Here is a 13,995-nt window from a genome sequence, read left to right on the forward strand (position 1 = left end):
TTTTACTCCTTTACTGCCAAAATCGTCTGCAGCGTTATATCCGAAGCGCCGTTCGGCACATACTGCCGGTTCATTTTTTCTTGTATATAGCGAACGCATTCGCCGGTCAAGCGTTCTCCCGGCGCAATCACCGGAATCCCCGGCGGATAAAAAGTAATCGTTTCCCCGACAATACGCCCCACGGCCTTCTTTAAAGGAACGCGTTCTTTGGTCCCCCGCCACGCCTGTCGCGGCGTTTGCACCACCACCGGTACGGGCAACGGCAGCTCCCGATAAACGGCGGTCGGCTGACCGCCGGGCTTTTCCGCAATACGCCGACAAGCCTGTACTAAGGCTGCCGCCGTATGTTCGTCATCCCCCATAGTAAGTAACGCCAACACATGATTACCGGCAGTCAGCTCCACTTCTATGCCTTGTGCCCGTAATTGTTTTTCCGCTTCTCCGCCGCTTAATCCGACGCCGGAAAAATCAATGCAAATTTTTGTTTCATCCAAGCCGGAAAGCCCCTCATATTGCAGAATTTCTCTTCCGAACGAATGCAACCCCTGTATACCGTTAATTTCACTTCTCACTTGTCGCGCCAACTGTACGGCTTTACCGATTAACGCCGGTCCTGCCGTTGCTAATTGGTGTCGGGCACTATCCAGCGAAGCCAGGAGCCAGTAATTCGGACTGGTCGATTGCACGAAAGACATAGCCGCCGTTACTTGCGTCAACCGGGGAAAATCAGCCCGACAATGCAGCATTGACGTTTGTGTCAGAGAACCGGTAAGCTTGTGTGTACTTTGGGCCGCACAATCCGCACCGCAAGCCAACGCAGATGCCGGTAAATCCGGATGGAACGGCAAATGAGCGCCGTGTGCTTCATCCACCAACACGTACAGCCCGCGCTCATGTGCATAGTGTATCATAGGTGCCAAATCAATGGCAATTCCCTCGTACGTGGGATACGTCAGCAACACCGCTTTGGCCCGAGGATGCGCCTGTATCGTCCGCATTACCGCCGCCGGGGTCGGACCTAACGACACTTGTTCTTCAGAAGCAAACCGACTCGGTAAATATACGGGCATGGCCCCGCTGAGCACAATCCCGCCGAGCACGCTTCGATGCGCCTCACGCGGAATAATAATCTCCTCTCCCTCGTGACATACGGCCATAATCATCGCTTCATTACAAGCCGTAGTACCATTAACGGAAAAAAAACTTTTCCCCGCCCCATATAAGTCGGCCGCCAAGGCCATGGCCTCCTGCAAAGGACCGACAGGCTGAAATAAATTATCCAACGCATACATGAGCCCCAGATCTCTGCGCAACGCCTCCCCGAATAGGGTACGTTGATAGGCGGAAGCTTGTCTGCCTCCTTTATGTCCGGGCGTATGAAACGGTATCATTTGTAACCGGCAATATTCTTCCAATGCATCTACAAAAGGTTTTTGTTGCTGTTTTATTTTGTCCATTATCCATTCCTTTCCACTGCCTTTTTGTATGGCGGGCATATAAATTTTTTTTATTATAGCATACTCCCTGCAAGCTGCAATCTCTGCAAATAGGGGAAAAAAAATCCTTGTTTCCTACCCTTTTTTCGCATGAATCTGCGCCGCATACACTATACCGTATCTAAAAAACGAGTGCCGATTATACCGTATCATCCCCGACTGTCTGCCGAGCCGCAGCCTATACACCGGCTCAAGCCGTCCAATAATAAGCGACCCGGCTTCTGTCTTACACTGCATACCTGTTGCCGGCCGTCGCCTTGAACCCGTATCATCTGTACAGCTTCAACCCCTTAGTGAACCGAAAATGGCTTCCGTATGTATAGATTTTTCCTATATTTCTTATATTATACGATTTCTTTTGTCTCACACGATACAGAATCTCTCTCATCTGTCCTGTTTACGTTTGCAGTAAACTTCAGTAAAATAAATATACAGTTACTATTAGGAGGTAGTCAGTATGTCCACCAAACGTGTTCTCGCTATTCATGATCTTTGCTCCTTCGGTCGTTGTTCCTTAACCGCCGCCATTCCGGTTATTTCTGCCATGGGAATACAAGTATGTCCGTTTCCTACCGCGCTGTTCAGTAATAATTTAACCTACGGAACCTTCACGTGTACCGACTGTACACCTGATATGCCGCAATTTATGGCACAATGGCAAAAATTAGGCTATACCTACGATGCGGTATATAGCGGTTTTTTAGGAAATGCCGAACAAATTTCGCTGGTTATAGAGGCCATTAATCGTTTTCACCGAACAGATACGGTCATTATCGTCGATCCGGCAATGGCCGATGACGGAAAATTATATCCGGTTTTTACAGGTAAAATTGTAACTTCTATGCGTACTTTGGTACAGAAAGCCGACGTGATTACGCCCAATTATACGGAAGCCACTATGCTGTTAAATGAGCCTTACACCCCGCAAGCCCCTACTACTAAAAAAATACAGCGGTTATGTAAAGATTTGACGACCTTAGGCCCCTCACAAGTAATTATTACCAGTGTTCCCTGTGATCACGACAAACTGAAAGTCGTATGTTATAATGCCCGCACGATGATTTACGATGAATATGTAATCCCGCGCATTCCCTTCGCTACATGCGGAACCGGTGATATTTTTACGAGCGTCGTCACCGGTGCCTTATTGCAAAATAAGTCTCTGTCCGCAACCATCCGGTGGGCGGCGGATTTTGTAAGCTATGCCATAAACTATACCTACAAAGCGGGTACCGACTCTCGGGAAGGCGTCCAATTGGAGCCCTGTTTATCCTATCTCCGGGGATTACAACAACAGAACTAAAAAGAAAGAAGACCGTCACTTGTCGGACCGTCTTCTTTCTTTTTACCGTGCGTTCTCCCTTACTTAAAGATCCATTTTTTTCTTGATCCATAATTCCATACAGTCACCACGGCACTGGCCAAAACTTTGGAATAAAACGGCGGCAATCCCAAAATACGGGGAGACGTAAATATCCACATTAACACTAAATTACCGAGTAAGCCGATCGTACTGACTAAAAAAACCAAAGAAACTTCCGCGCCGCGTTCATGTCGACTGCCTTGTTCAAAGACGAACACATTCCCCAAAAAATAATGATATAATGTAGCAATGGCAAAAGCTAAGGCCGTAGCCGCCAATACCGTACCGGTAAACGCTTCCCGCTTAATGCCGGAAAAAATAGATAAAAACAGATAAAACAATCCCCACTCCACCAGCGCCGCCGTTCCGCCCACTACTAAATACAATATAAATTTCACTTTTTCATTATGGGTATACGTAAATCCTAAAATTTTCTTTTCTTTCATTATCGTTATGCTTCCTCCACGTATCATCTATATTCCGCCTGCCGACAGAAGGTTCGGTTCCATATTTTTTTCACATTTTTTCCGCATAGTATAGAAAGTGTTTGTGAAATATGGTACACTGTAATTAATTTGTAATGCGAATTGTTTTTTAATTTTATGCGGAAAGGAGATTATTATGGCAACTTATACGCATTGTATCAATTTTGTACTCACCATCGCACAACACGAAGTTTTTCTCACGTTTTCAGAAACCCTCAGTAAATTCGGGATTACACCGGGACAATACGGGGTCTTAGCCTGTCTGTGGGAGAGTCAAGGCGGCATTACACCAAAAGAAATCGCCGGTGCTCTCCATGTAGAAAATTCCACCATTTCCGGCGTATTGGATCGCATGCAAAAACAAGGCCTGGTAACCCGTATTCTGAATCCTGAAAATCGGCGCAGCATCCATGTAAAAGCCACTGCCAAAGGAATGGCCTTAAAAGAACCGCTGCTACAAGAAGTGGAACAATTAAATCAACAAGTATTACAAGATCTGACGGCACAAGAACAAGTGCAACTCTTTAATTTATTACGTCGCATTAAAGGGGTTTCTATAGACACTATGTAATGCCTGACGCCGACGACTCTGCTCCCCTCCGGACAGAGTCTTTTTTTGCGGCGTTACTCAATAAGCGCCTCCAAGCGATTAATCCGAAAATCTTCTATAACTTGTACAAAATCCCGCTGTTGTAAAGGATTCTGCGAAAACATAAACAAATGACTGCGGCAGGAACAATCGGTACACCCGAATCCGGGGACACTTCCCTCACTGACAGCCTGTACTGCTGCCGCCAATGAATGTTCAAGCGGTGCGCTCGTACGAATGGGAACGGTTGCCGTCACCTTCGCCTGCTGCCGCAAATAATCAATATGCCAATGCATTTTTTTTCGTAACCGTTTATGGCGTTCCAAGCGGGCGGTTAAATGTTTCTTAGCCGAACCGATGTACACATAATATCCGGCAGGAAATATACGTTCTCCCATGGCGCCGATTTCTATCCGAATCGAACGTTCCACTTGTAAAATCACCAAATATACGCCGCTGTCATGATTTTCTTTGTCCAACACCTGCGCCGGATAAAACAGCGGTCCTGCCGGTTCGGGCATTTGAAACGTCGGCGTCCAGTGCACGGAAAAAGCTTGCCAATCCAACCTCGGGGCCACGTTAAAAAACACGGAAGCAAACGCCGGATCCGTATGATAGTCCGGTAAAAACCAACGAGCCCGATCCCATTGTACTAAAAATAAAATTCCCGTACGGATCCCCTCCTCCCGCATAGCGGCCAACGTAAGCAGATGCTTTTTTCCTCTTTCCGTTACCGCATCGGGAAACATCGCGCCGTGACGCCCGAAAAGCGTACACGATTTAACTTCCACATAAAACCTTTCCGGTCCCCGTCCCAACAGCAAATCAAAGCGACTGTGTCCTACCGCCACTTCCCGCCGAAGAACCTGCCAATCTTTCCAGGCGGGAATCTTTTTTTCCTGAATTAACCGGGCCGCCACCTCATTCGTATATTGCGTATCTAATAAAATCGGTATGCCCTCTCTTTCCACCCCGATAACATCATACGCAGTGCGCCGATTTTTTTGTCCGCTGCGACGTACATACATCCGTACTCGAGGAAACAACAACTCCCACATACGGCCGGGATTCGGCAAATGACAACATTCGATTGTACCGTCAATTTCCACTTCACAAAGAAATCGATTCGGACGATTTAAAAAAATCCCGACTTTCACCTCCGACGTTTCCTGCATCTTCGTTCACCTCCAGTTCAGTATACCATAAAAAAAACTGTCGTACTTTAAAAATAAAGTACGACAGCTAAAAGGGGAAATGAGGATTAGGAGGATAGAAAAGAATCTACCGGACTAAGTAGCTCCATGCCGCCCGGATTCTATACGGCAATAACTGAACGGCCGTTAAAATCCCGGGACTTCCCGTACCTTTTCGCGACGATACCCGCTCTTGCAGCGCTGAATAGGGAACACACTGTTTTCGTTAATACCGGTCGACGCTCTGCATGTATCTATACGGATACGCATAAGTTACTGTAGGAAAAGTCCGGCAGTTCGTATTCAGGAAAACATACATAGCGACTTTTTATAAAGCCCATATATGTTTGCCGACTATTCTATCAATTTATATTCACAGGAAAGGGTGAATATGTATATATGCTCTTTCCTGATTACATGTACAGCATACTCTTCTTTAGCACTCTTGTCAAGAGAGTGCTAATAATATTTATTTATAGAAAATCATAATTTTCTTTAATAAGCAGCCGCTTTTCCCTGTCTGAAAGCGCTGCCGCCGACGGCTACGCCGAACATCTCCCGACCCGCACTGCAAACCGGTTCGCCCTTCTCTTTTCGCATACACCCCTTACGTATTCACCCTAAAAAAACAGAACTTATAATACCATGTTTGTTTCTAAATAGCAAGAATGTAATTTTTTACACTGTATCGCGCCGGTTTAGTTGTCAACACATATGTTACACGTTGAGAAGTATTCCGACACAACTTGGTTGGGATTTTTGAAATTAAGACCGGTCTTCACGGTTTTATTATATCCGGCTTCATGTTTTGCTACTTATCTTATCAGTTCTTGTTCACTTGTAAAGACTTTTCTTCCATAAAGAATGTTTCCATCTTCTCTATGACTTCGCTCAAAATACTTCTGAATATCTTTTGCATTATTCAAAATCGTACGAACAGGAGTAGACATTACAATAACAAGCCCTGAATTTTCTCCGATAACATCCTGAATTTTTGTAATTTCATCATCGAGCATTTCAAGAATTGTAGTTTTTGCCGGTTCCGCTTCCGTCGTATGCTCTACCTTTTTTGCAAGTTCCGCAATTTTAGAGTAGCGATACGCATCTACTTCCGGAACTACCTGTACTCTCTGAAATTCCCCCATGACATTCCCTGCGGCCGCAATAAAATTCGATTCATCCACATCCATTGCATCTAAGTGAAATGTGCGCCCTCTGTCTTGTGTGAGTTTATAATCTTCATATTTCAAGGTTACCGCCCCTTGATTGAATCCCTTATCACGGTCATACTTTGCAAGCCCCGACGTAGAAATTTCAGGCATTCTTACAGTATCTCCGCCATTATATTTAACTTGAGTTGCATTTGCTTCCATCCAACCGGAAGTAGCTCCTACCAGCATCTGTTTATCTAAAGATTGTTGAAAAAGTGTTGCCATTTCTAAAGTATTAATTGCCATTATTTATTCTCCTTTTATTTTTAAATACCTAAAGCTCGTTCAAACTGTTGTTGTACAGTCAGTTTTGCCGCAGTACCATTATTGTCGGAGCCTGCCCCGGGATGAACCCCGCCTACCTCTTTTTTCTGTCCGTCATTGCTTTCAAACAGATAGGCATCCGACTTCTGCAGCTCTTTAATCTTGTCGGAAAGTCCGATAACTTCTCCTTTTTCATCCGGCTTTGCGTCTTTTAAATCCAATAAAGCACGTGCGGCCTTAATGTTTTTTGCTTTTGCTACGGTTAAGGAATGTTCTACTGCCGCATCAAGCTTCATCTGTGCAAGCTGTGTAGCGTGTTCCGTTTCCATAGCCTTAGCGGCTTCCTGCATTGCTTCAATTTGTTTCTTAAGATCCGCATTGCTGTCATTGTTCTTTTTCAAGCCCTCAATTTGTTTTGTTAATTCCCCCTTTTCTTTTTCAGCATTTTTCAAAGCCTCGTTCTTTTCGTTAAACTGTGATTTGGAAACATAATTCTTGCCATAATCCTCGGTAATTTTAGACACCTGTTCGTCAGTCAGCCCCAACGCCTTTAACTCTTCTTTTGTCATGTGTATCTCCTTTCGACTTTTTATCGTGGTTTATCCCCCACACCGGAAATTCCCGTTCTTTTACGCCTACGGTACGGAAAAGGCAATAAAAAAGCACTCTTAATGAGTGCTTTTTAACACATATGTTATTTTCTATTTTCTACCAATCCGGATGAGTAGTAATCTTGGTGATAATATCCTCGGCAATGTTTCTGTTATCTTCATTTAGCCCTTGTATATTATCAGCAATAGCATCCACTAAATCCGCGGCTTTCTCATCTTCCATTTCATCAGAAAAACTGAAATTCATTTTTTTCAAGAATATTTTTTCTTTTTCAGTAAACTCATACTGTAGAATCATTTTATTTCCCTTTCTTATATTTTTTTAGGCGAGATTTACCTGTCGGCCACGATGTAATAACAACTCCCGTGTCAGGATTTATATTAACAGTTGTAGTTTCACCGATAAATCTCTGCGAGTTTCCATTTTCTTTTACTACTACCTCTCCAATATGCAGCGGATTTATCAATGCGTCTCTAATACCATCTAAATCAAGATTGCGGATATCTGCCCTTTCCTGCTGGTGCTTAGACAGCTTAGCAATAGTAATTCCGTTACTGGTTTTTAACCCGATTAACGCACCGGTATCGGTATTCTTTACATATTTATTATACCACTCCTCATAGCTCAAATCACTTTCAACGAATACTGTTTTTCCTGTTACCGGATCCCTTGCCGCTCTCGTATCACCTGTGCCGTCCGTAATACCGTCAATATACGGAGTCGTCGTAGAACGGCAGTAGCAATGAAATGGCGGCGCGGTAATTCCCGGCTTGGCGTCTTTCTTATCAAATACCTTTTTATCTAAATGTCGGCAAATATCTGATGTTTTCATGTCAAGCACGGCAAGTATCTGATATTGCTCTACATCAAGTGCTTCGTATGTATCCAGCATTCCTTTTTCCTGTACATAGGCTGTCTCCGTTTCTACTAACCGGCGGGCATTGCTGAATGATACGTTGAATCTTTTCTGTATTCTGTTAATTAGCGGCGCAGCTCCTTCGCCAATCATGAAAGAACGCGTCATTTCTGTCTGTAGTGTATTTATAAGTTGTGCTTTATTTTCCCATATACGAGTTGAAAAGTCTTTTCCGTCTGTCGCCCACGGTTTAGATATGGCGGTTTCTATATCCCGCTTTGCCACCTCTCTAAATGTAGAAAACTCTCCTCTCAATTTCTGCGTTTCATATGCCGTTTTGTAAACGCTATCTTCATACACAATAGAAAGCAAATTACGCATGTTCAGATTTTGTGATTTTGCCAGCTCTTCGACATACCGCGCCATCTTGATATATAATTCCTGACTTCGGTCAAGTCGCACACGGATAGATGCCTTATCTAACTCTTAGTTATCAACACATAGGTTACACGTTGAGAAGTATTCCGACACAACTTGGTTAAGATTTTTGAAAGTAAGACCGGTCTTCGCGGTTTTATTATATCCGGATTCATGTTTTGCTGCTTGTCTTATCAGTTCTTGTTCGCTTGTAACGACTTTTCTTCCATAAAGAATTTTTACATCTTCTCTATGACTTCGTTCAACGTTACCATTCTGCCACGGGGAGTACGGTCCGGTCCTTCTTAATTCCATATGTAATACTTTAGCTATCTTTTCAAAGGCACTATCCTTAGCGGTTCGATCATCATCATTTACAAATTCATAGCCATTGTCTACCTGAATCATTCGAATGGGAAATCCCATTTTTTCCTCAAGTTCCATTAGATATTTACCCGTTTCATAGGTACTCTTTTCTTTTACGATTTTTAGCACTCGTTTCCTGCTGTACACTGTATCGCCCGGGTTCGGCTTAACGTAAAAGGCGCTGCTTTCTGCAGCGCCTTTTCGGTATGTCGAATAACTCTCCGACAGAGTATTCTTTTTTCCCTGTATTTATCGGTTTATTCCGCTTCTCGTTCTTCACCGTCCACCGTAATCGTATCTAAAGCGGCCACCTTATCATCGCCTTCTAATTTTTGAATTTTAACTCCCGATGTATTCCGGCCTTTTTTTATCCCGATACTTTCAATATCCGTACGAATTACAATGCCGTTCGTCGTAATGAGCATTAATTCTTGATCTTCTCTGACCACTTCCACACCGACAATAACTCCCGTTTTAGGCGTAATTTTAAAATTCTTGGCGCCCTTACCGCCGCGTAATTGAATCTTATACGCATCCATATTATTTCGTTTTCCGAAACCTTCTTCACTTACCGTCAATACTTGACAATCCGGAGCCAAGACATCGGCACCGATAACCCGATCGCCGGGAGCCAAAGAAATACCGCGCACACCGCGTGTATTTCTGCCCATAGGACGAACATCGCTTTCGTTAAAGCATATGGCCATTCCCAGTTTCGTTGCTAAAATGATTCGTTGTTTACCGTTGGTCAAACGTACTTTAGCCAAATGGTCCCCTTCTATGAGAGATATAGCGATTAACCCGTTACGCCGCACATTTTTAAATTCCGCCAACTCCGTTTTCTTGACCAACCCGTTTTCCGTGGCCATAAATAAATTCATTGACGGATCCGCCTGATCCAAATCAATCAAGGCATTGACTTTTTCCCCCGTTGACAGCGGTAATATATTAATGGCCGCAATGCCTTTGGAATTGCGACTGTTCGCTTCCGGAATTTCATATGCTTTTAATCGATAGACCCGACCGAAGTTCGTAAAGAATAGGACCGTATGTAAAGCCGAGGTATATAACAAATGATTCACCGCATCTTCATCTTTGGTACCCATGCCCTTAATACCGCGACCGCCTTTATTTTGCGTATGATATACATTCGCATTGATTCGTTTCATATAGCCCCGACGTGTCAAGGTTAATACCATACGTTCATCGGGAATCATATCTTCTACACCCAATTCCGATGTATCCGCCGCCAATTGCGTACGCCGTACATCTCCGAACCGTTTTTTCGCTTCCAATAATTCCGTTTTAACGATTTCCATTACCTTCCGGTCGTCCGCCAATACACTTCGCAAATACGCAATTCGTTCTTCCAGTTCCCGGTATTCTTCTTCAATTTTTTCCCGTTCCAATCCGGTCAAGCGCCGCAAACGCATGTCCAAAATTGCCACCGCTTGTTTATCCGTCAGTCCGAACGCCGTCATTAACGAAGTTTTGGCCGTTTCATCCGTTGCCGATTCGCGAATGGTGCGGATAACTTCATCAATATGATCCAGCGCAATCAACAGGCCCTCTAAAATATGAGCCCGCGCCAACGCTTTATCCAATTCAAACCGACAACGGCGGGTGATCACCTGTCGTTGATGCCCCAAGTAATACTGCAACACTTGCAATAACGATAACACCCGCGGATGTCCGTCCACCAACGCCAGCATAATAATCCCGAACGTTTCTTGCAATTGCGTATGTTTATATAATTTATTCAGAATAATGTCCGGATTTACATCCGCCCGCAATTCAATAACAATCCGTAATCCCTTGCGATCCGACTCGTCGCGCAACGCCGTAATACCGTCAATTTCCCTATTTCGCGTCAACTCGGCAATCGATTCGATGACCCGCGCTTTATTCACCTGATACGGAATCTCCGTCACGACAATGCGATTCTTGCCCTTCGTCATCGGTTCGACAGCGACGCAGGAACGCATTTTTACACTGCCGCGCCCTGTCGCATAGGCTTTGAGAATACCTTCCCGTCCCATAATCTTGGCCCCTGTCGGAAAATCGGGTCCTTTAATCTTCGTCATGATTTCTTCCAGGGAAGCATCCGGTTTATCAATTAAAGTCACGCAACCGTCAACCACTTCTCCCAAATTATGCGGCGGAATATTGGTCGCCATCCCGACGGCAATACCGGCCGAACCGTTCACCAACAAATTCGGAATCTTGGACGGCAACACCGTCGGTTCTTGCAACGACCCGTCATAGTTGGGCATAAAATCAACCGTTTCTTTATCAATATCGGCCAACATTTCCCCGGTAATTTTAGCCATACGAACTTCCGTATACCGCATAGCCGCTGCCGAATCGCCGTCAACCGAACCGAAATTGCCGTGTCCGTCCACTAACGGATAGCGAGTTGAAAAATCCTGTGCCAACCGCACGGTCGCATAATATACGGAACTGTCGCCGTGAGGATGATATTTCCCCAATACTTCCCCGACAATACGTGCCGATTTTTTGTACGGTTTATTCGGCGTCATGCCGGCTTCATGCATGGCATATAAAATACGTCGATGAACCGGTTTTAAACCGTCACGCACATCAGGCAGGGCACGCGTAATAATTACGCTCATCGCATAATCAATATACGACGTTTGCATTTCATTTTCCAAACAAACCGGTAAAACTTTATCAGAATGTTGTTCGTCCACAATGTCACCTCATAAAACATTACTTTTTCTACCCTATTCTGTTAAAGGCATATATTGTATTATAACAAATTTCACATGATTTTGATAGATCTTTATAAAATCCTTATATATTTTAGGTTTATTCGCATTATTTTTTGCAAGACTATGTCAATTTACCTGTAAAACAGCAAAAAATTTATTGTTTTTTTTATGCTTTTTTCTTTAATGAGCCCTCTGTTTATGATATAATAAGATACGTAAAGAGAATGCATGTATAAAGGAGATTGATACAATGTTGAATTTTGCCCATCGCGGTTTTAGCGGCAAATATCCGGAAAATACCATGTTGGCTTTTCAAAAAGCACTCGAAAGCGGTGCCGACGGCATAGAGTTGGATGTACAGCTCACGCGTGATAACCGGTTGGTAATCATTCACGATGAACGTGTAGATCGAACCACCGACGGCACCGGTTTTGTTCGTGATTTCACCTTGTCCGATATACAGCAGCTGAATGCTGCCGGGACCTATGCGGATACCCTTCCTCCTGTATCTATTCCTACCTTTCGCGAATATTGTCACTGGGTTAAACAAACCGATTTACTTACCAATATAGAATTAAAAAACGGGGTGTACGATTATCCCGGCATAGAAGCCGAAGTATGGCAGGTCTTGCAGGAATTTCAACTGCAAGACCAAGTCATTATTTCCAGTTTCAATCATGCCAGTATTTTACGTATGAAACAACTGGCACCGCAACTCACATACGGGCTGCTCACCGAGTCTTGGTTAATTAACCCCGGCAAATACACACGAGACTTAGGCGTAGCCTGCTATCACCCGCTTTACGGAAGCCTGACGGATGACACCGTTGCCGAAATCAAACGTCAAGGAATCCGCATCAATACATTCACGGTTAATGACGAAGAAGCGGTCCGAAAATTATTACAACAGGGCATTGATTGCGTCATTACCAACTATCCCGATATGGTTCGTCGCATTATACAAGGAGGATAACTTTTATGGATGCTTTGGAACATCTGGTTGTATTGATTAATTCGTATTTGTGGGGAAAATGGTTAGTATACGTCCTGCTTTCTTTAGGCATTCTCTACACCCTGGCTAATGGATTTATTCAAATCCGCTATTTCCCTTTTATCATTAAAAAAACCCTGATCCATTCCTTTCAAACCCGCCACGAAGATAAGGGAAACGGCTCTATTTCCACATTTAAAGCCATGATGGTCACCTTAGCCGGAAATGTCGGCGGCGGTAATGTCGTCGGCGTGGCAACCGCCATTGTCTCCGGCGGAATGGGAGCGGTCTTTTGGATGTGGTTTGCCGCGTTTTTCGGTATGGCTTTAAAATATGGCGAAATCGTTCTTTCTCAAATTCATCGCGGTCACGATGCCGACGGAAAGATTTTAAGCGGTCCCATGTATTACATTCGCGACGGCTTAAAACTGCCATGGTTGGGCATCGTCATTGCCGTCTTGATGTGTATAAAAATGATGGGCGCCAATTTAGTACAATCCAATACTATCTCCGGTATTCTTCAGTCCAATTACGGGATTTCTACCACCGGCACGGGAATTGTTTTAATCCTTTGCCTCTTGGCCATTACCCTGGGCGGTTTAAAACGATTGGCCAATATTGCCATGAATTTGGTTCCTATCATGTCTGTATTCTATGTAGTAATCGGTCTTTTAGTCATCCTTCTCAATATTCAAACCGTACCGCATGTTTTTGAAGAAATCTTCCGCCAGGCCTGGTCCTTCCATGCCGCTGCCGGCGGAGCCGGCGGCTACGCTATTTTCACGGCTATGCAATACGGGATTACCCGCGGTATGTACTCCAATGAAGCCGGTGAAGGTACGGCCCCTTTTGCACACGGCAGTTCCATTGTTCCCCATCCTGTAGATGAAGGCATTACCGGGGTTACCGAAGTATTTGTCGACACCATTGTAATTTGTACCATTACCGCTCTGGTAATCGGCGTAACCGGTATGAATTTAACCGATAAATCCGCCACCGTAATGGCTTTGGAATCCTTCGGCACCGTTTGGGCACCGTTAAAACACGCCGGCACTTTCGCCTTGCTTATCTTTTGTTTCACTACCCTCATGGGGCAATGGTGGAATGCGGCGAAAAGTTTCACCTATGCGTTCGGACCGAAAGTAACGGAAAAAGTAAAATATATTTTCCCGATTCTTTGTATTATAGGTGCTACGGCCAAAATTAATCTGGTTTGGAGTATTCAGGACTTGGCAATGGGGTTAGTCATCATTCCCAACATGATCGCCTTGCTCATTCTCTTTCCTAAAGTTCGTGAAAAAACCAAAGAATATTTCAACAATCCGCAATATTATAAAAGTGCCAAAAAATAATTGTCGCCTCCAAAAGACGTTCTGCTTTGCAGAACGTCTTTTTTGACATCCCCCCGTTGCCGTATGCT

14 protein-coding genes are annotated in these 13,995 nt (G+C 44.3%); 4 read left to right on the forward strand and 10 right to left on the reverse strand.

Annotated elements, in window-relative coordinates:
• Positions 1–2: 2 nt before the first annotated feature.
• On the reverse strand, positions 3–1,457 hold the full coding sequence (locus HMPREF1039_RS06005) for an aminotransferase class I/II-fold pyridoxal phosphate-dependent enzyme (protein ID WP_007391587.1): 1,455 nt from the start codon (positions 1,455–1,457) through the stop codon (positions 3–5).
• A 188-nt stretch (positions 1,458–1,645) separates the two neighbouring features.
• Positions 1,646–1,768, reverse strand: a complete 123-nt coding sequence (locus tag HMPREF1039_RS08480; protein ID WP_007391565.1) for a hypothetical protein — start codon at positions 1,766–1,768, stop codon at positions 1,646–1,648.
• A 185-nt stretch (positions 1,769–1,953) separates the two neighbouring features.
• Between HMPREF1039_RS08480 and HMPREF1039_RS06010 the strand changes: the two genes are divergently transcribed.
• Positions 1,954–2,799, forward strand: coding sequence for a pyridoxamine kinase (locus tag HMPREF1039_RS06010; protein ID WP_007391547.1), 846 nt, complete (start codon positions 1,954–1,956; stop codon positions 2,797–2,799).
• 59 nt (positions 2,800–2,858) lie between these two features.
• On the opposite strand, the gene HMPREF1039_RS06015 is transcribed toward HMPREF1039_RS06010, so the two are convergent.
• Complete coding sequence (locus tag HMPREF1039_RS06015) at positions 2,859–3,305, reverse strand: GtrA family protein (RefSeq protein ID WP_007391550.1); 447 nt, start codon at positions 3,303–3,305, stop codon at positions 2,859–2,861.
• A gap of 175 nt (positions 3,306–3,480) precedes the next feature.
• Here HMPREF1039_RS06015 and HMPREF1039_RS06020 point away from each other — a divergent pair, with 175 nt between their 5' ends.
• Positions 3,481–3,915: a MarR family winged helix-turn-helix transcriptional regulator gene (locus HMPREF1039_RS06020; protein WP_007391564.1), complete on the forward strand. Its 435-nt coding sequence runs from the start codon at positions 3,481–3,483 to the stop codon at positions 3,913–3,915.
• A 53-nt stretch (positions 3,916–3,968) separates the two neighbouring features.
• Here HMPREF1039_RS06020 and sfsA read toward each other — a convergent pair whose 3' ends face one another.
• The 7 genes from sfsA to gyrA form a co-directional block, all read right to left on the reverse strand.
• Positions 3,969–5,108 carry a DNA/RNA nuclease SfsA gene (gene sfsA / locus HMPREF1039_RS06025; protein WP_007391573.1) on the reverse strand — a complete coding sequence of 380 codons (1,140 nt, stop codon included), beginning with the start codon at positions 5,106–5,108 and terminating at the stop codon, positions 3,969–3,971.
• Between the two features lie 833 nt (positions 5,109–5,941).
• Positions 5,942–6,583 carry a hypothetical protein gene (locus HMPREF1039_RS06030; RefSeq protein ID WP_007391561.1) on the reverse strand — a complete coding sequence of 214 codons (642 nt, stop codon included), beginning with the start codon at positions 6,581–6,583 and terminating at the stop codon, positions 5,942–5,944.
• A 20-nt stretch (positions 6,584–6,603) separates the two neighbouring features.
• Positions 6,604–7,170 carry a phage scaffolding protein gene (locus tag HMPREF1039_RS06035; protein WP_007391563.1) on the reverse strand — a complete coding sequence of 189 codons (567 nt, stop codon included), beginning with the start codon at positions 7,168–7,170 and terminating at the stop codon, positions 6,604–6,606.
• A gap of 139 nt (positions 7,171–7,309) precedes the next feature.
• Entirely contained in the window at positions 7,310–7,510 is a 201-nt protein-coding gene (locus HMPREF1039_RS06040; protein WP_007391513.1) for a hypothetical protein, read from the reverse strand.
• 1 nt (position 7,511) lies between these two features.
• On the reverse strand, positions 7,512–8,495 hold the full coding sequence (locus HMPREF1039_RS06045; protein WP_050789553.1) for a minor capsid protein: 984 nt from the start codon (positions 8,493–8,495) through the stop codon (positions 7,512–7,514).
• A gap of 60 nt (positions 8,496–8,555) precedes the next feature.
• Complete coding sequence (locus HMPREF1039_RS06050; protein ID WP_007391515.1) at positions 8,556–8,981, reverse strand: DDE-type integrase/transposase/recombinase; 426 nt, start codon at positions 8,979–8,981, stop codon at positions 8,556–8,558.
• A gap of 128 nt (positions 8,982–9,109) precedes the next feature.
• On the reverse strand, positions 9,110–11,563 hold the full coding sequence (gene gyrA, locus HMPREF1039_RS06055) for a DNA gyrase subunit A (protein ID WP_007391528.1): 2,454 nt from the start codon (positions 11,561–11,563) through the stop codon (positions 9,110–9,112).
• A gap of 271 nt (positions 11,564–11,834) precedes the next feature.
• Here gyrA and HMPREF1039_RS06060 point away from each other — a divergent pair, with 271 nt between their 5' ends.
• Positions 11,835–12,557, forward strand: a complete 723-nt coding sequence (locus HMPREF1039_RS06060) for a glycerophosphodiester phosphodiesterase (protein ID WP_007391583.1) — start codon at positions 11,835–11,837, stop codon at positions 12,555–12,557.
• A gap of 5 nt (positions 12,558–12,562) precedes the next feature.
• Complete coding sequence (locus HMPREF1039_RS06065) at positions 12,563–13,927, forward strand: alanine/glycine:cation symporter family protein (protein WP_007391534.1); 1,365 nt, start codon at positions 12,563–12,565, stop codon at positions 13,925–13,927.
• Positions 13,928–13,995: the final 68 nt, after the last annotated feature.

This window comes from Megasphaera lornae (genome assembly GCF_000214495.1).
In the GTDB taxonomy this organism is placed as follows: Bacteria; Bacillota; Negativicutes; order Veillonellales; family Megasphaeraceae; genus Megasphaera; species Megasphaera lornae.